Source organism: Mucilaginibacter straminoryzae (assembly GCF_022953055.1).
Lineage (GTDB): Bacteria > Bacteroidota > Bacteroidia > Sphingobacteriales > Sphingobacteriaceae > Mucilaginibacter > Mucilaginibacter straminoryzae.
In genome coordinates this window covers 228489-246882 of the sequence record NZ_JALJEJ010000002.1, presented here as the reverse complement: position 1 = coordinate 246882, position 18394 = coordinate 228489, and the positions used below count along the sequence as shown (strand labels likewise).

Sequence of the window (18394 nt, the reverse complement as noted above, 5' to 3'; positions counted from 1 at the left end):
AACCATGATAAAAAAACTATTGCTAACGGCATTGATGCCTTTGTTATGCGCCCGGTTATCGTTTGCGCAAACACGCATCGTACAATCCATTAACAGCAATTGGCTCTTCCATAAAGATATACCCGGCTCTGCCGATGCTACTAGCTGGGAACGGGTTTCCTTGCCGCACACCTGGAATACGCAGGATGTGAATGATGATGAACCAGGTTATTATCGCGGAAAAGGCATCTATAAAAAGACGATATATATACCGGCAAACTGGAAAGACAAAAACATCGACCTGTATTTCGAAGGCGCAAACCAGGTTACCCAAGTGTTCGTGAACGGGGTGTTTGCAGGTAGGCACATCGGTGGATACACCGCGTTTTCTATTCCGGTCAGCAAGTTACTTAAGTTCAGTTCCGACACCGTTTCTGCTAACCAGATTATGGTCGAAGTAGATAACAGCGCCGACCCTGGCGTCCCTCCGTTAAGTGCAGATTTTACCTTCTATGGTGGTATTTATCGCAATGTTTTCCTGGTAGCCACCGGTAGGCCTCATCTGGATGTAAGCGGGCCGGGACAGGCAGGGCTAAGGATTAGTACGCCGCGTGTGAACGAACAGATGGCAGTGATTATCACAAATACAAAAGTGAAAGAGCTGAAAGACCGTAGCGCCTATAAAATTATTAATGAGATTGTAGACCGCGACGGACGAAGTGTGGACCGTATTGAACAGAAATTGGACGGAGAAGGGGTGTCTGTTAAACAAGCACTGTCTAAACCGCACCTTTGGTCATGCGATGACCCTTACCTTTATCGCGTCATCACGCGGTTGATCAATAACAAAACAAAGGAGGTTGTCGATCAGCAAACTAATTCCCTGGGCATAAGGTGGTTTAAGTTCAGCGCCGATAGCGGTTTCTTTTTAAACGGAAAGCATGTCAAGCTTATCGGAGCGAACCGGCATCAGGATTTCAGGGATATGGGCAACGCGCTTCCTGAAGCCCTACAGGAACGAGATATAGTATTGCTTAAAAATATGGGCGCCAACTTTATCCGAATAGCGCATTACCCGCAGGCGCCGTCAATTCTCCAGGCCTGCGACCGGTTGGGTATCATTGCCTCGGTAGAGATCCCGGTAGTCAACGAGATTAATGAATCCGAGACTTTTTATAAAAACTGCCTGGACATGCAAAGGGAGATGATCGACCAGAACTTCAATCACCCAAGTGTGGTCATCTGGGCGTATATGAACGAGGTACTGCTGCATCCGCATTACAAAGAGGGGAGTAAAGAGCGGCAGTTATATTTTGGCAACATTGTCAAACTTGCCAAAAGAATTGATAGCCTGAGCAAGGCCGAAGACCCGGCAAGATTCACCATGATTCCTTGTAACGGTAATTTCGATCTCTATAACAATACCGGATTAACTAAGGTACCTCAGATCGTTGGCTGGAATATCTACAGCGGATGGTACAGTGGCGGGCTCGAAGGTTTTGAACGTTTCCTGGAAAGGCATCATGCCAACCTTCCGGATAAGCCGCTGATCGTAACGGAATTCGGTGCCGATGCAGATATCCGCTCTCATAGTTCAGATCCGGTACGGTTTGATAAAACGATTGAATATCAGCGGATTTATCACATGCATGATCTTAAAGAGATCATGGCCAGGCCTTTCGTTGCAGGCGCAGCGGTATGGAACCTGGTCGATTTTAACTCGGAAGGGCGTGGCGAGTCGACACCGCATATCAATACCAAGGGATTAACAACTGATGCACGCGAGCCTAAAGAAGCTTATTTTCTTTACCAGGCAAATTTGCTGAAAGTGCCGTTCCTTAAACTTGGTGGTAATCAATGGCTGCTCAGATCGGGGATCGCCTCCGCAGACGGAACTTCCATGCAAGAGGTGGTGGTTTTCACCAACCAGCCTTTTGTAGCGCTATGGCTTAACGGTAAGTTGTTAAAAAAGGTTGAAGCCAAAGACCATATTGCCGTTTTTCAGGTGCCGTTTCGTAATGGCCTCAACTATATTAAGGCTTCAGACGGGAAAGGACTGGAAGATGACCAGACGGTAAAGTTCAAAATGATCGCTTCAGACCTTGCCCATGATACCACCTTTGATGCATTGAACGTAAGTTTAGGTGATCCGCGTTTCTTTGTAGATCAGAAAATGCAGCAGGTATGGCTTCCAGAAAAGCCTTATACTAAAGGCAGTTGGGGATATCTTGGCGGGCAGGTTTTCCGGCTAAATTCACTGAACCGGCAACCCTTTGGATCAGACAAAGCCATTGTTAATACCAATAATGATGCAATCTATGAAACGCAACGCATTGGTTTGACTGGTTTTAAAGCCGACGTACCGGACGGGGAATACGCCGTCACCCTGCACTTTGCCGAACTTCAGGCAAAAAATAATGCCGAAAAATCAATTTACAACCTGGATGCAACTGTAGCCAAAGAAGTAGAGCAGACCCGCTCTTTTGATGTACAGATCAATGGTAAAACCATTTTAGAGGATCTTAGCAATCACAATTACCTGCTTCCGGCAACGGCCTATTATTCCACAACCATCATCACTGCCGAAAAAGGCCAGGGTATCACTATTGATTTCATTCCGCACCAGGGCCAGGCCATATTGAATGCCGTTCAGATCAAAAAAATATTCTAAGCCTGGAACTATTTATTGAACCTTAAAAACCAATATATGAAACGATTTTGTTATGCACTTGATCTTAAAGATGATCCATCACTGATAGCCGAATACGACCGTTGGCATAGCGCCGGAAACGGCTGGCCGGAGATTAAAAACGCCATTGTTGGTGCAGATATTACCGCCATGGAGATCTACCGGACGGGTAACCGCCTGTTCATGATCATGGAGGTGGCTGATTCTTTCTCTTTTGAACGTAAAGCCGAGCTTGATGCCGCCAACCCTAGAACCCAGGATTGGGAAGAACTGATGTGGAAATTCCAGCAGCCGCTGCCTTGGGCTAAAGAAAATGAAAAGTGGGTGCTGATGCAGTTGATTTTTGACTTAGAAGTTGCCTGAAAAAAAGCGGACTACATCGGGATGACTGTAGAAGCCGAACGTGATATGCCCGCTTATTGCAGTTTCTTCATCCATTTAATTCACACGAACTTCTCTAAAAAACTATTTCTACTAGAACATTAATAATCACATGAAAAAACTTTCACGAGCTGTTTTTTTACGGATTTTAACTATTTCCTTGTTTGCGCATATGATGGGTAGCATGGCCAGCGCACAGATAAAAACTTTTTCTTCAGGACCGTTTGAACCCACCATTACATCGCTGAGTAATTACCAGGTGCCGGAATGGTTTCGCGATGCTAAATTTGGTATATGGGCGCATTGGGGACCGCAGTGCGAACCCGAGGCCGGCGACTGGTATGCACGCAATATGTATATCCAGGGTAGCAAACAATATGACCTGCACCTGAAACGCTACGGACATCCTTCAAAGTTTGGCTTTAAGGATGTGATCCATCTCTGGAAAGCAGAACATTTTGATCCTGGGCAACTGATGGCGCTTTACAAAAATGCAGGGGCGAAGTATTTTGTTGCGCTGGCTAATCACCATGATAACTTTGACCTTTGGGATTCCAAATATCAGCCCTGGAACGCTGTCAACATGGGGCCTCAGAAAAATCTTATCGGCAAATGGGCAGAAGCAGCAAAAAAAGCCGGACTACGTTTTGGGGTTTCCGTTCATGCCAGCAGTGCCTGGTCCTGGTATGAAGTAACGCAGCTAAAAGATACCAGCGGTGCGTTTAAAGGTGTTTCCTATGACGGGGTTATGTCTAAAGCAGATGGCAAAGGGTTATGGTGGGAAGGTTATGACCCCCAGGATTTATACGCACAGTACGGACACAAAATCAGTAAAGACGTGTTGAATCGTCGGCTGGCCTGGCAAAACCCCGGCGATCTGCCCTCCGCGGCATATCTGCACAAGTTCTATGACAGGGTAAAAGATCTTGTCAGCAGATACGAGCCAGACCTGGTTTATTTCGACGACTCCCATTTACCGCTATATGAGAATGATCCTTCGATCGGCCTGAACCTGGCCGCAGGCTTGTACAATAAAAGTATCGCTAAATATGGCAGGAATGAGGCGGTGATCAATACCAAATCGCTGACGGATACAGAAAAAAAGTGTTTTATCAATGACCTTGAGGTGGGAACCGAGCGGCAACTAAGCAATATTCCATGGCAATCAGACGCGTGCATTGGTGCGTGGCATTATAAAAAAGATATTGAGTATAAAAATGCTGAAAGTGTAATACATGCCCTGATCGATGTTGTTAGTAAAAATGGGAACCTGTTGTTAAGTATCCCGATAAGGGCGGATGGTACCATCGATGATAAGGAAAAGGAGATACTTAAAGGCATTGGCGCATGGCTGGCTATTAATGGAGAAGCCATTTATGGCACACGGCCATGGGTACGTTACGGTGAAGGTCCTTCTATCGCAGATCACGTTCCCGATAATGCAAAAGGACATATGCCGCTGTACCGAAAAGCGCCCTACGTTGCGCAAGACTTCAGGTTTACTACAAAAGGAAAATCACTTTATGCAATTGCGATGGCCCGGCCGTCATCCGGGAAATTACTGATTCGTTCCATCACTGCGTTACCCGGATCTGCTTCAGCTATCAGGATATCTCTATTGGGTTCTGACAAAAAGTTATCATTTCAGCAGACAGCGGAAGGTTTAGAAGTGATGTTACCTGCCGCCATCCCTGATCAGATCGCTTACACGCTCCGCATAGACGGCTATTTGTAAGGCCGGATCAAACAAAATAATTCACCGCTCAAGACTACTTAATTAAAATCAAATAAAATGATGGAGCTACCAAAAGTGATCTACGGAACAAGCGGACTGGGTAACCTTTATACCATACTGCCTGATGAGGAAAAGTTAGCAATAATCAGCGAATGCATCAGGTGTACCGAAGGAGCAACCGTTTTTGATTCGGCAGGGAAGTACGGTGCAGGGCTGGCGCTCGAAACCCTGGGAAAATGTCTCAGGCAGCTTGATGTTTCGCCAGAAAAGGTTATGATCAGCAATAAATTAGGCTGGCTGCGGACAGACTTGGACACGCCGGAACCTACTTTTGAACCGGGCGTATGGAGAGGGCTAAAACATGATGCCGTACAGCGGATTAGCTATAAAGGTATACTGGATTGTTACGCACAAGGGAACGAATTGCTGGATGGTTATGTTGCTGACCTGGTTTCGGTACATGATCCCGATGAATATATCAACGGAGCATCAGACTTGCTTGATGCAGAACGGAGATATGAGGATATTTTGGATGCCTACTCTGCCCTGGCAGAGCTGAAGTCAGCGGGCGAGGTTAAAGGCATTGGCATCGGCGCCAAAGACTGGCGAGTTGTTCAAAAGATCAGCAGGGATGTTCCGTTAGACTGGGTAATGATCGCCAATAGTTTTACAATACACAGCCACCCGATGGAATTGATTGAATTTATGCAGGAACTCGAGAGGAACAAGATCGCAATTATTAATTCAGCCGTATTCAATGGCGGTTTTTTAACCGGCCTTGATTTTTATAATTACAGGCCGGTTGACCCCGTAAAAGACAGCAATTTATATCAGTGGCGGGAGTCTTTCTATAAGTTATGCCGGGAATTTGAGGTAGAACCAGCCGCAGCCTGTATCGCATTCGCAATTTCTGCACCTGGCGTAAACAGCATTGCTTTAAATACAACAAACAAGAACCGGGTTTCTAAAAATATGCGGATGGCTGAGGTACAGATACCCAACGATTTTTGGATGACAATGATACTAAAAGGTATGATCGATCCCAGCTATGCGTTTCGCTACCTGCTCAATAATTGGTCGTAGAGAAAGCACAGGAGCGCCATCAGCCGGATATCGCATCAGGCGCTTGATGCTCTTTGCTGGGTTGCTATGTTGGCTGTTCAGTTCGGCTCATTTTGAAATACGGTTTAGAAAAGCGTCAATATCGCCGATCAGGTGATCGGTAACGTATTGGTATTGCGCATGGCCTTTATCTTTTAAAATGATCATACCGGATAATGCCGATCCAATTTCCTGCATCCGTCGCTGTAGGGCGTAGGCGTAGTCAATATTTATCGTATCATCCTTGTCTCCGTGAATGATTAATACCGGGGGTACGTTAGCAGCAGCTATCTTACCGGCATCCTCCAGGCCTCCCCACAAATCCACCACCGCTTTTACAGGTGGGTGCGGTTTTTTGGAAATATAAGCAAGGTGCAAGGCCGTCATTGCCCCGGCAGATCCACCGCAGATAAATATTTTGCCGGTGTCCAAATGGTATGCTGCTGCTTTGGTGGAAAGAAAAGTCAGTGCTATGGCGGCATCATCCGAGGCATTGGCTACTGCCTTTTGTAACAGCGGGTGGAACCTTCCGCCAACGGGTAATCCTTTTGACATGTTAACGCCGCAGTTAGCCTCATGAACCTTGTTGTTTTTTAATGTAAGCCTGTAATTGATAGATGCCACCGCATAGCCTTTTCGGGCCATTGCCGTGCAAAGTTCTTTCAATGACTTACCACCGCCTGAAAAGCCACCGCCATGTATAAACAGGAACAACGGGAGCTTATCCTTTAAACCCATAGTATGGGGAAGATACAGATCAAAGATACGGTCTGATGAGGCCGTATTGACAGAATCGGGTACCGGGCCATAGCGAAGGTCTGCGTAACAAGTAATGGTGCTATCTATGCTGATAACAGATGGTGCCGGGGAAAGATAGCCGCCTGCCTTACTTTGAGCCGTACCGAACCGTGGTATTAAACCAATAAGAGAAACAAATAATAAAGTTCTGAAAAGATTAGTTGGTGTATCTATGGGTTTCATTTACTTCCTTTAACGAGGCTGGTCATTTGAGCCGCACATGAAAAACTTACATTCACATTTGGCCAATTAATTTACGGGATTATTTAGCGGTAGCTTGTTCGCGATCGCCGTATAAAGTTATTTTAGGATGAATTACAACAAACCGGTATTCATAAGTTTTACCTTTTTGCAGCCCTTGTACCGTATAGGAAAATTCGCCCTTATCATTCATCGGCAAAACCTCGGTACGCTTCCATTCTTTAAAATAAAGATTTTCAAAAAAGCCCGGATATAGCCGGTATTCGAAACATACATTCAAACTCTTTGCATCCCCTTTATCTAATATTTTTCCTTTGAAAACGGTTTGGTTGTTTTCGGTTCCCGGCTTTAAAGTTTGCAAAACCGGCGGTATTAAAGCTGGTTCTATGTTCTCGAGCTTCACGGTGATAGGGTTAGGCCATTTATTGTTATCATAAATTCTTTGGCCATTTACTACCGAAATATGAATACCGTCAGCTTGTTGTGTAAAATAACACTTCGGGTCTCTGTTACCAGCAGATTCAAACGTTTTGCCACTATAGCCCAGCACGCTTATTTTCGTGTTCGGGGTAGTTTTTACAGAAGATATTACAAAATCCTTTCGCTGGCCCTTAAACCAGTCTGGCAGGCCTGTTATCATCGCGTAAACCGTTTTCCTGTTCTTTGAAGCAGTAAACCAGATATACTCCTCGTTGGGGATAATCCACGTCCTGACATTATGGATAGCTTCCTGGTTAATAAAATGCCAGGTTGCTATTTCTTGTAAACGACGCTCTTCCGGGTCAGCAATCGTTCCATCAGGTTTCGGCCCCACGTTAAGCAGCATGTTACCGCCCTTGGCCCGCGTTTCTATCAGGATCTCTATCAACCGGGTGCCAGACTTTAGGTCGTCATTAGTGGGCTTATACTCCCATTGCGTCCCCATGGTTAGGTTTGATTCCCATAATTTATCTGCGCCTGCACCTGGAATGGTCTGTTCGGGGGTATTTACCGCTCCGCGGGTGATCACTACATCCGGCTGTAGTTTCCAGGCTTCTTCTTTACATGCTTCTTTGTGGTTTCCGTCAATAAAAAGCATATCAATTTTCCCGTAACGGGTAAACAGCTCACGGGTTTGTTTTCTCACCAGGTCATTATAGGCATCTTCTATCTTCTGGGGCAATTTACCTGTTGCGCGGCTTACGGTAACGCCATGGTCGTACAGGAACTTAAAATCTTCCGGAGAGTAATAAATGCCGACGGCCAGCCCGGCTTTTCTTGCACCGTCTACATATTCCTTTATCAGATCTTTTTTGTAAGCTGAATTGGTGATCTTAAAGTCGGTGGTTTCTGTATCCCAGAGGCAATACCCCGAATGATGCTTGGCGGTAATGCAGATATACCGTGCGCCTGCTAATTTGGCCTGCATAGCCATGCGGTAGGCATCGTATTTATAAGGATCGAAAGTTTTTGATAATTCATTGATGAACCTGTTCATATAATCATCAGACGCGCCAACCATGGAATGACTGATGGAAATACCCAACTGGCTATCAAAACTAAAATGGATAAACAACCCAAAACCCATATCGCGCAACCATTCTTCACGCTCAGGCTTGTTCTTATTAGACGTAAATTTATTGTCGTCTTCTTCCTTTTGCGCGTAAACGTTTAATTGGCCGAACAGGGTTAACACGCTGATTAGCAAGATCAGCAGACCATTAAAACGAGGTAGGGCGAGCATTCTGCTCTTTTTTGAAGAGTTCATAATCTAAAATTTGGGGTAATCGACTTTTTAAAAACAAGACTTAAAGGTTAATAGTCCGTAGCAACCAAAGTAGTGTACTTCGCTCGTGTCCCGGCAGGACTGTTGATGCAATCAGCAATGCCGAATGTTTCTGTTTTAACCGATTGAAGCATGGCAAAATCAGGAACGCCCTTCCTGTTTCTGAAAAGGCGTTCCTGATAGCAATAGGAGTAGATTCGGTGATATTGATGCCGCGATTTCTATTTCGCGTCAATTTTGGAAGGCGCCCATATCCGGGTTGCCGGTGGTTAACAAGTTATGGCTATAATCATAACCTCCATTACCGCTCACTAATACGCCAGCACTAAGGCAAGGCGATCCGCTGTTGAGTTTATAGGCAGTTCCTGATGAAAGGCCAACGCTATGAAACCCAGCATTTACAAAAGATGGATTTGTGGTGATGTTGCCAGAAACAGTCCCGACAGGCCCGTTAACAGAGGTGATGGAGCCAGGGTAGAAGCAATTATTGAGGCAAGTGCTTGAGGTTCCGGCTGAAGATTTACAGAATTTCGTAACCGTGCCCGTGCAAAAAAGGATATTATTTTTCAGAGTGCCGTTAAAGCCTGCAGCAGAGTAACAGTCTATTAGCTTGCTCATATTGTTGGTGATATACCATACGTTGTTATACAGTGAGTTAGACGTAGTACTGGGTAAGTAATTGAATAACCTTACCCCGGCTTTACAATCATTTACGCTAACGTTGTATCGCACGATGATGTTAGCGGCGGAAGGCATAAACTCCATAAATCCGTTTGCATTATCATGGGTATAGTTATATTCATAGATATCACCATCGGTATTTTCATCAGCATCAAAGGCTTCGCCGTCCCCTCGTCCTCCGGCCAGGTTATACACTTCGTTATGAGAGATAATAGAATTCTGGCTGTGATAGGTCCAGCAACCTGCGTAATCCTGGTCGTTAGACATACAGGCATTTTTTACTACGTTACTGTCAATCAGCCCGGCGCTTACAGTACTTAAAACTATCCCGTCTCCGTAAATATTTTCTATGGTGTTGCTTATAAACTTAACATTGGTAGATAACCCGGTTCCGGATGGGTAGGGAAGGGTGCGTAAACCCTCTACCGTACAATTGGCCACGTGGCATTTCCTTACTTGCAGATCATCAAAATAGCCGTATAGAATTATACCGCCTGTAAGCTTAGAATACAAGGTGGGGCTGGCTGCATAACCATAAGCATTAACATCGTGTACATAACAGTTGTTGATATGGATGTAATTGGCTTTTGTTGTCAAATTGGTATTGGTTACAAAAATACCACGGAGAAGCGTATCGCCTCCTGAATAATAATTGGTAACCTCCAGGTTATTAATTTCCCAATAAGATTGGTTATATAATAGTACACCGGCAGAAGACTTTGTTCCCGGCCCGCGAATAACAGGTTTATTACCTGTACCATATTGATCGATTACAATAGGTGTACCGCTTGCGCCAGACCCTCTGGGGTGCAATTGCCCGGACCATGAATTTCCGCATTTAAACAGGATTTGGTCTCCCGGGCTAAAGGTGATACTGTTAACTTTATCAATAGATTTCCATGGTGTTAATGTGCTTAAACCATCGTTGGTATCACTGCCGGTAGAGTCAACATAATAGATTTTTCCAATGGTGTTAACCGATGTTTTGTGGCTTTTCGAAACATCATCAACAGGTGTAGTATTTACCAGTTGTTTTTTGCACGCGACAAGGGATATACCAAGCGCCGAGATGATCAGGATTCTTTTCATTTGAATTTAAGTTTATGGTTATTATTGGTGTTCTTCCGGTTAGAAGTAGCCGTTTGCCAGGTTTACAGTTTGCTTTTAAATGAACAGATGGTTTGCCTAAATTACTGATGCACAGGCGATAATATGGGTGTCTTTTATTGCATTTAGCGGTCGTGAATGTTTCACCAGCGATAATTGATCCCCTAAATACGGAATTTGGTGGTCAAGGTAGCCGTATTCTCCAATTACCGCCTGAAACCGTCATTTTTCAGGGCGCAAGAGGGGCGCAGGAAAGATTTGAATTTGCAGTCTATTTGAGTCTTTTTTGATGCTTATTTAAAGACTTAAAATACTGTTTTACAGTTCATTAACTCATAAATGCGCCTAAAATTAAAAACTAATTTCAGGGTGCCGGATTGGTGTTCCAAAGCGTGCATTCGTAAGGATTGATATAGACTGGAATAAAATAAAAAACCCTCTGAATCAGCGATTTAGAGGGTTTCGTGATTCTAAAAAATCACATTTCGTGCGCCCACCTGGGCTCGAACCAGGGACCAAAAGATTATGAGTCTTCTACTCTAACCGACTGAGCTATAGGCGCGGTTATTTTTGAGTGTGCAATTTTACGCAATTAAGGCTTAATTTCAAAAAAGGTTTTGATATTTTAATAAAAGCCTGAGGCTGAATCAGCTGCTATTTCTTTGCTGCTTTAGCCATATGTGCTAATCGTCGTCATCATCGTCTGCTTCGGCTTTACCGGCAAGTTTTTCGGGATATAGTTTAGCTCCTTTTGCGTAATACCATAATATACGGTTCATGATACCGTCATTTCCTCCATCCACATGGTCATACTCGGGGCGCAAGGATTGCCTTGCATAATAGAGCGATTTCCCTTTTAATGAAGACAAGCCCGGGTTCATCTCGTTTAGCCTAACCTTATTAGGTACCGCGGTGTAGGTGTAAGCGGACGCTTTTTGGGTAAAACAATTAAACATCGGCAGGGCGGTAGCATCCATCAGGTTCATCGGAGGGATGCCAAGGATCTGCTCGATGGAACGAACGACAGAAGTTTGGTTGTAATTGGTAGAGATAGCTCTTTGCTGGCGGCTATACGGGCTGATCACATTTCCGGTGGTACGGTAAGCGGAAACATGGTCCCAACCGGCCTGCGAATCGTCTTCCGTAATGAATATCACCGTGTTTTTCCAGAAACGACTTTTGCTGATGGCTTCTACAATCCGGCCGACGGCCAGGTCGTTATCGGCAACCATGGCGCGGGGGGTAGGCATACCCGGGCGTGTACCCACGGTATGGTCTGTAGAAAGTGCCATTACACACAGGTTAGGGAACTGGTCGCCGGGTTTTTTCTCAAAATCTTTAAGCTCTTTAATAAAGGCATCTGCGCGTATCTGATCGGTGATTTTCAGGTAATCAGATGCGGGATAATTTTGCGACAGCATCGGCCTTACGCGCGCAATCGTGCTTCTGTTAAAAAATTTAAGCGGCTTACCGGATTTATAATTGTCGTAAATGTTCGTCCAGGTAAGTTTGGGGTCGATATCCGGTAGCGACGCTTCGCCGTATATCCTGACGCTGCGGCCATGGTCGGCGGCATTATTCCAGATAAAGCCTTTCTTGTTATACACCATCGCATCTGTTTGCACGTGCGGGTAACTGCGGAACCATGCCCTAACGTTCTTCTCGATATAGTCAGAAGCCATTCCGGCATCTGTCCATTGGTGCCCTTCTGCAGAACATTTTCCGGAAGCATAATAGTTATCCAGCAGTACAAAGTTTTTAGCCAGTTGGTGTTGGTTGGGGGTAATGCTGTCTCCGAAAACGCACAGCTCTTTACGACCATTCCCTTGCGGCAGGTCGCCTAAAACCTGGTCGTAAGTGCGGTTTTCTTTGATAATATAAATAACATGCTTAAACACCGACGGCTCGCCGACACGTTCGGGCATCGGCCGTTCAGGCTGGTTAGGTCTTGGGGTAAGTTTTGCCAAATCCGTACGGAAATCCAGCATCAGGTCTTTTACCTTTTTGGTGTAGCTGACCAGGGTAGCGTCATCAGGTAATGGAATGATCGATATGGTTGCCTTCTGGTGATGCGAGTTATAGGCCTCGCCGTCAAAATTTTCGGCTTCCCCTTTTGCGCCTTTAATTTCTTTAGTGCTTACACGTGCGCCTTCGCCTTCCAGGTTGGCCACATAAAGTTGGTCGTTATCCATTGCCAGGCCGCCTGGGTAGGCTTCTGTTGGGATATAACCGGCTACTTTTCCTGCTTTACCTTCGTTCAGTTTAATTACGGCTATGGCATTGTCCATGCCATTAGCAACGTACAGCGTACGGTCGTCCGGGCTGATGGTCAGCGCGTTGGGCGAATCTCCAATAAAGCCTGCTTCGCCGGTATTGATCTTAACAGAAATGTCTGCTGTTTTTTGTAATGTCGCCACATCAATAACAGATACCGCATCGCTGTTACTATTGGTCACATACAGCCGGTCTTCCTTGTGATTCGAAATAATATCGTTCGGGTGCAGGCCCACTTCAATATTTTTGATCTGCTTGCCGTCCGTAATATCAAACACGCCGACAGTGCCTTCGCGGGTAGCGCCGGTAACCGGATTAGTATATACCTTTCCGTAAGGGATACCCGCTGTCTCGTCCTTGGTGCCTTCGGTAGGGATGTTGCCGCCCCAGTTGGTTACAAAAGCCCTGCCTTTAACAATGGTAAGGCCATAAGGTGCAGCACCGGTAGGGACAGACCATACGGTTTTTTTATCAACCACATCAATTTTTACCAGCTTGTTATTACCGTTCAGTACCACGTAGAGGTAATACTTTCCGTTTTCCTGGTTAATAGCTACTTCATTTGGCAGGGCCAGTGGGGCAGGGGCTTCCGGTGCAAAGTTAATGGTATCGTTAATCTTGATGTTCTGCCCGTCCCAAACGGCATCTAACACTACTGATTTCCCGGTATCGCCGCTGGCCGCGCTCCAGAAAATGTGTACCTGCCCGCCTATTTTAGCTACCTCTATACCTGAATAGGTACTCATCAGTCCGCGATAAATATTCTCGTTGGGGTAGGCCCACCGGCTCACCAGTTTTTTGGTTGCTTTATTGATAATGGCGATGCCGTAACGGTCTTCCACGGCGATCAGGTCTGTACCCTCTATCTGTTTCAAGTCGAGGCTATGGTTCTCTACCTCCGGGCTGCCGTAGGTAATCAGTTCACCGGCAGGTTGAATGATCCGGTTATACGGCATCATCACCGGTAATTTACTTCGGTTTAAGGTGCTATCGTCATAAGCAGAATGATAGTTCGTTTGATCGTCAGAACCTTTTTTATCAGATCCTAAAAACGAATGACAGGAAGACAGCAGAAATAAAGATGCAGCGAGGGTGAAGAAACCCGGACGTTTGGTAGCCATGGAAATCAGCAAATTGTCCGGCTAAGTTAAAAAGAATAAAGCCTTTAACAGGAACAGTTTCGCAGGAAAAAGAAAACCGCCTCAATGTATTTAACTTGAAGCGGTTCTATCAATACTAACTTAGAAAATTAGCGGTACTTACAACTGGGCTTTGATCTCGCCGCAGGTGAGCATATTTTTAGGGTAGTAGGGGTTCTGGATAGTCTTATTATCGCTGATCCAGGTAACGCCCGTCATGGGGCATTGGTTGTAATAAATGGTCGATTCTTTAATGAACCTGTACCTGCCTGCCAGTTCCCATAGCTTTTGCGATAATACGGCGAATTGCTTGCGTTGCTCGTTAATATTGGGCGCTGTTGCAACTGTATTTGCGGCATCTACTGTTTCTTTACGAAGGACTTTCAGCGACATCAGGTCATTCAGGTCATGCGAACGCAGATGGATCTTTGGCAATTCTTCAGTCAATGTTTTAGCGGCAGCAGTAGCACCCGCAAAATCCGACTGGATCAATTTGCCGTGCAGTGCCACATAGGCTGGTAATACTTTGTTGTTGCGGATGGCGATAGCGGTGTCCTGCTGGGCTACCGCAAATTTGCCGGTTGCCAGCAGCAAAAGCAGGATCAAGGTAGATTTTAGTTGTTTTATCATGGGTTTATAATTTGTTTTGATCGTACAAAATCTTGTCTATTTGATGAATAATATCGCGGTAATGATCAGCGTTTCGTACATCGGCCGCAGCAAGCAGCTTTACATCACTTTTTAATTTTCTAGCATGGGCTAAAGCCAAAAGCCGGGTGTCGTCGCGCTGGGTGTTCGAACGCATTACGCCATCTTTAACCTGTCTGGGATTGATGATGAAATCCAGCTTTTCTACGTAAGAACGCTGCAAACTGCGCCGGATGCTATTGCTTAGCGCGTTTTTTCCAAATGGTTTCCATACCTGTTTTTCTACATCTTTAAGATATTCTGCAACGGGGTAGGGATCATTCGATTGCAGCGCGATATTATTAAGATTATACAGCAACGTCGGCGCCAGCAGTACGTTCATGATCTGGTTTTGAAGGTCGATAATATCATCTGCCGTTTTAGCACCTGTTTTACTGGTGATGCTTTGCGGATATAACCATAAAGGGGCTTCAAATACGTTACGGCCTACATAACTGATGGTTTCCTTAACGCGTGCACGGGGAACCGGTGTATAAACCGGACCAGACTGTTCCACGCTTTTAACAGTAACATAACGGCCCGCGATGTTCTTCATCACATGAAATAAATAACGCTGGTATTGGGCTACCGCTGTTTTGTGCATTTCTGCCAGGTTATCATACAGGTCACCTTCTTCTTTAGTCCACTCTGGTAATTGAGGCACTACTCTTTTGAGGTTCTTGATACCGTATTCATTGGCTTTCACCACATCATCACCCAGGTCTTCAGACTGGCTTCTCGGGTCTTCGTTCTTGCCTTCGCCGCCAAACCACAAACGCGGGTTTTTAGTCAGGCTATCAACCGTCAGCTTATTAAGTAATTTGCTTTCTTGTTCGGTCGTCTGGTTGCCCGGAAACACGCGGTAACCCCATTGGATGGCCCATTTATCGTAAATGCCGATGCGGGGATAGATTCCTGCTTTTCCGATATGGTCTTCCGGCTGGGCAACATAGTTGAAACGAGCATAGTCCATTATTGATACCGTATGGCCGTTTGCTTCCACCCACTTTTTGTTACGAAGATTTTCTACAGGTGTTTGGCTGCTGGCGCCCATGTTGTGCCTTAAACCAAGCGTATGGCCAACTTCATGAGATGATACAAAGCGGATCAGCTCGCCCATGAGTTCATCATCGAACTTCATTTTTCGTGCACGGGGGTCTACCGCACCTGCCTGGATCATGTACCAGCCGTGCAGTAATTTCATTACGTTATGGAACCATACCACGTGCGCCTCTATAATTTCGCCGCTGCGCGGATCAGAAATACGCGGACCGTAGGCATTGGGTGTTTCAGAAGCGGCATACCTGATCACCGAAAAACGCGCATCTTCCAAGCTCATCGTGCTATCATTTTCCGGCCATTCTTTGGCAACAATGGCGTTCTTAAACCCTGCTTGTTCGAAGGCTTTCTGCCAGTCGTTTACACCAGCGATTAAATATGGCCGCCATTTTTTTGGCGTCGCCGGATCGATGTAATAAACAATTTGTTTGCGTGGTTCAACCAGAATGCCTCTGTTGTATTTATCTACATCTTCGGGCTTCGGTTCTAACCGGTAACGCTGAATAAAATCAAGCGTGCTGCTGCGCTGGCTGCTATCCTTAAACAATGTATACCTGTTGGCGAAATAACCTACACGCTCATCAAAAAGGCGTTTTTTCATCGGAACCTTCGGCAACAGTACCATCGAAAGGTTCATGTTAAAAGTGACGGCCCCCGCTGCTCTGCCGGCCTGTATCCCTACGCCGGATGAAGAATAGGTTTTCATGGTCTTCACCTCGATATTGATAGGGTAGGCATTTACGCGGGTGATGAACGAGCGGTCGTCAAGTAATCCACCCAGTTTTGCTTCTGATTTGCTATCAGCCGAGATAGAGAAAACAGCGTTGTCTTTTTTCAGCAGGTCTGTTACATCAATTACCGAACGGTGTTCTGCCTGGTTAATCGCTTTAATATCAAACGCGGCTACAACCGGGTTTACATTAGAGTTCTGTACGGCTTTGTAAATGGCCTGCGTGCTATCTTCGCTGTCCTGGCGGTAAACCACTGCCCTCAGCAACAGTTTATTGCCTTCCATCCGTTCAAAATAAACCGACTGCTCGTTGGCTTCTTCGCCACCATAGATCCGTGCGCCCTGCGGCGTGCCCACATATCGTGTCACTGCCAGAAAGTAGCGGCCAATCAGTGAATCGGGTATTTCAAAGTAGTACTTATTGTCCACATAGTCTACCGTAAACATGCCATGCTTTTGAATGGCAGTAGCAGGTATAACTTTGCTATACGGCATTAACGTTGCCGGTTTTTTTACAGAATCTGGTTTTGCTGCGGGGCTAACCGGATGCTGGGCGAAGCTGAGCATGAAGCTCAGCATCAGCGCCAGTGATAAGATGTATTTCATAAAATTAGCTTACCTAAACGGTATAGTTTCGTTGGTGTTAAGTGTCAGTGAAGGGTTCTTCCGCAGCACATCCTGCCCGAAAGGAATAATGTACATCCGCGAATTAGGCTGCAGGGTATAGGTTTGCTGCGGTACGGTAGTGTTCACGATCGGGAACTTGCGTACGATGGTTTTAGCGTAATCGGGTTCCAGGTTAAAGCGCTTCAGGTCAAAGAAGCGGTTAAAGCCAAACAGCAATTCCTTGCGGCGCTCCTGGATGATGATATCCATCGTAGCCTTCGTGGTAGCAGGAACGGCTAATTGTGCCTGGCTGGCCTGGGTGATCCGTTTGCTGCGAAGGTTGTTCACGATGTTCATGGCCTCTGTCAGGTTCCCTTCACGAGCGTAACACTCGGCCAGCATCAGGTAAACTTCGGTAGTTTTCAAACCTACTGTAGGGTAGAAGAATTTGGTGTAAGGGACGTTCCAGAAGGCAGTACCAGAACCCGCATCCAGGAATGAACTTGGGCCGGTAGTAAAGAAAAGGTTGAAACGGGCGTCGTTACTGCCAAACAACTGCTTTAACTCAGGGCTGATAATATAGGTATAGGCGAAGTTCATCTCGTTGTAGCCCGTCATGTACATAAAGCTTAAAACTTCGGGGTTATTGGCTGCGGTAGTTGGCAGTGCTGTCGGGCCGCCCTGCGAGGTATACTTCACCAGGTCGAAGATCTGGTTGTTGTAGCTTAATGATTTTAGAGCTGCAGCTTTAGCTTCGGCATACTGCTTTCTAAACAGATGCACTTTTGCTTTCAACGCATAAGCAAAAGCCAGGGAAGGGTGGTAGGGGTCTACCGGTTTTTCCTGTAGGTTTGGGATCGATTCATCAATGTCTTTCTGAATGAAATCATACACTTCTGCAACCGTAGATTTTTTAGGTGTTGCCTCCAGGTCGTATTTGTCCATGATGCAAACACCACCATCTGTACCTGCTGTAGACGGGTCGTAAGATTTAGCATAAACGTTGATGAGCAGGAAATAATCAAAGGCGCGCAGCATACGCGCTTCAGATTTTGCCAGTACCTTTTTCGCCGGGTCGTCGCCGTTACTGCCATCCACCAGGGTAATAATCATGTTCCAGCGGTTAATGTAGCTGTAGCACTGGTTGTAGAATGAACTTGCGGTAAGCAGGTCTGGACGGTTAAACTGCTCGTCAAAAGTAAAATTGACAATATCGATACTCTTAGGCTGACCGATCACATAGGACTCCTTGATCCACATGTCGTCTACCAGGTACTGGAAATTATTGATGGGGTAGCCGCGGTTGGGCAGCGCTACCATGTTGTAATAATCATTGGTGCTTTCGATCACCTGCTGCCCTTTGGGCACCACGTCGAGGTATTTATTGCATGAGGACATAATGCCCATGCATGAAAGGAAAGTGACGAATAAAGTTAACTGCTTGAAAAGTTTCATGAGATTT

Annotated in this window: 11 protein-coding genes and 1 tRNA gene; 4 read left to right on the top strand and 8 right to left on the bottom strand. The window is 45.7% G+C overall.

Annotated features, from left to right (window positions below; genetic code table 11):
- Positions 1-4: 4 nt before the first annotated feature.
- The 4 genes from MUY27_RS04720 (at position 5) to MUY27_RS04705 (ending at position 5867) form a co-directional block, all read left to right on the top strand.
- Positions 5-2650, top strand: coding sequence for a glycoside hydrolase family 2 TIM barrel-domain containing protein (locus MUY27_RS04720; protein ID WP_245128834.1), 2646 nt, complete (start codon positions 5-7; stop codon positions 2648-2650).
- Between the two features lie 36 nt (positions 2651-2686).
- Entirely contained in the window at positions 2687-3031 is a 345-nt protein-coding gene (locus tag MUY27_RS04715; protein WP_245128833.1) for an L-rhamnose mutarotase, read from the top strand.
- A 130-nt stretch (positions 3032-3161) separates the two neighbouring features.
- The gene (locus tag MUY27_RS04710) at positions 3162-4784 is read left to right on the top strand and encodes an alpha-L-fucosidase (RefSeq protein ID WP_245128832.1); all 1623 of its coding nucleotides are present in this window, start codon (positions 3162-3164) and stop codon (positions 4782-4784) included.
- 57 nt (positions 4785-4841) lie between these two features.
- Positions 4842-5867 carry an aldo/keto reductase gene (locus tag MUY27_RS04705; RefSeq protein WP_245128831.1) on the top strand — a complete coding sequence of 342 codons (1026 nt, stop codon included), beginning with the start codon at positions 4842-4844 and terminating at the stop codon, positions 5865-5867.
- Positions 5868-5954: 87 nt separating this feature from the next.
- On the opposite strand, the gene MUY27_RS04700 is transcribed toward MUY27_RS04705, so the two are convergent.
- The 8 genes from MUY27_RS04700 to MUY27_RS04665 all read right to left on the bottom strand — a co-directional run bounded on the left by MUY27_RS04700 (position 5955) and on the right by MUY27_RS04665 (position 18387).
- Positions 5955-6866, bottom strand: coding sequence for an alpha/beta hydrolase (locus tag MUY27_RS04700; protein WP_245128830.1), 912 nt, complete (start codon positions 6864-6866; stop codon positions 5955-5957).
- Positions 6867-6945: 79 nt separating this feature from the next.
- Positions 6946-8607, bottom strand: a complete 1662-nt coding sequence (locus tag MUY27_RS04695) for an alpha-L-fucosidase (RefSeq protein ID WP_245128829.1) — start codon at positions 8605-8607, stop codon at positions 6946-6948.
- 273 nt (positions 8608-8880) lie between these two features.
- A complete protein-coding gene (locus MUY27_RS04690) occupies positions 8881-10419 on the bottom strand; it encodes a right-handed parallel beta-helix repeat-containing protein (RefSeq protein ID WP_245128828.1) in 1539 nt (512 codons plus the stop codon).
- Between the two features lie 506 nt (positions 10420-10925).
- A tRNA-Ile gene (locus tag MUY27_RS04685) sits at positions 10926-10999 on the bottom strand.
- Between the two features lie 121 nt (positions 11000-11120).
- Entirely contained in the window at positions 11121-13832 is a 2712-nt protein-coding gene (locus tag MUY27_RS04680; protein ID WP_245128827.1) for a bifunctional YncE family protein/alkaline phosphatase family protein, read from the bottom strand.
- A gap of 138 nt (positions 13833-13970) precedes the next feature.
- Positions 13971-14480: a DUF3347 domain-containing protein gene (locus tag MUY27_RS04675; protein ID WP_245128826.1), complete on the bottom strand. Its 510-nt coding sequence runs from the start codon at positions 14478-14480 to the stop codon at positions 13971-13973.
- A gap of 4 nt (positions 14481-14484) precedes the next feature.
- Positions 14485-16932, bottom strand: a complete 2448-nt coding sequence (locus MUY27_RS04670; RefSeq protein WP_245128825.1) for a zinc-dependent metalloprotease — start codon at positions 16930-16932, stop codon at positions 14485-14487.
- Between the two features lie 9 nt (positions 16933-16941).
- Positions 16942-18387, bottom strand: a complete 1446-nt coding sequence (locus MUY27_RS04665; RefSeq protein ID WP_245128824.1) for a RagB/SusD family nutrient uptake outer membrane protein — start codon at positions 18385-18387, stop codon at positions 16942-16944.
- Between the last annotated feature and the right edge of the window lie 7 nt (positions 18388-18394).

Coding starts and splice junctions, on each gene's coding strand:
- MUY27_RS04720 (WP_245128834.1), top strand. CDS start 5: ATGATAAAAAAACTATTGCTAACGGCATTGATGCCTTTGTTATGCGCC.
- MUY27_RS04715 (WP_245128833.1), top strand. CDS start 2,687: ATGAAACGATTTTGTTATGCACTTGATCTTAAAGATGATCCATCACTG.
- MUY27_RS04705 (WP_245128831.1), top strand. CDS start 4,842: ATGATGGAGCTACCAAAAGTGATCTACGGAACAAGCGGACTGGGTAAC.
- MUY27_RS04690 (WP_245128828.1), bottom strand. CDS start 10,419: ATGAAAAGAATCCTGATCATCTCGGCGCTTGGTATATCCCTTGTCGCG.
- MUY27_RS04670 (WP_245128825.1), bottom strand. CDS start 16,932: ATGAAATACATCTTATCACTGGCGCTGATGCTGAGCTTCATGCTCAGC.
- MUY27_RS04695 (WP_245128829.1), bottom strand. CDS start 8,607: ATGCTCGCCCTACCTCGTTTTAATGGTCTGCTGATCTTGCTAATCAGC.
- MUY27_RS04710 (WP_245128832.1), top strand. CDS start 3,162: ATGAAAAAACTTTCACGAGCTGTTTTTTTACGGATTTTAACTATTTCC.
- MUY27_RS04675 (WP_245128826.1), bottom strand. CDS start 14,480: ATGATAAAACAACTAAAATCTACCTTGATCCTGCTTTTGCTGCTGGCA.
- MUY27_RS04700 (WP_245128830.1), bottom strand. CDS start 6,866: ATGAAACCCATAGATACACCAACTAATCTTTTCAGAACTTTATTATTT.
- MUY27_RS04680 (WP_245128827.1), bottom strand. CDS start 13,832: ATGGCTACCAAACGTCCGGGTTTCTTCACCCTCGCTGCATCTTTATTT.
- MUY27_RS04665 (WP_245128824.1), bottom strand. CDS start 18,387: ATGAAACTTTTCAAGCAGTTAACTTTATTCGTCACTTTCCTTTCATGC.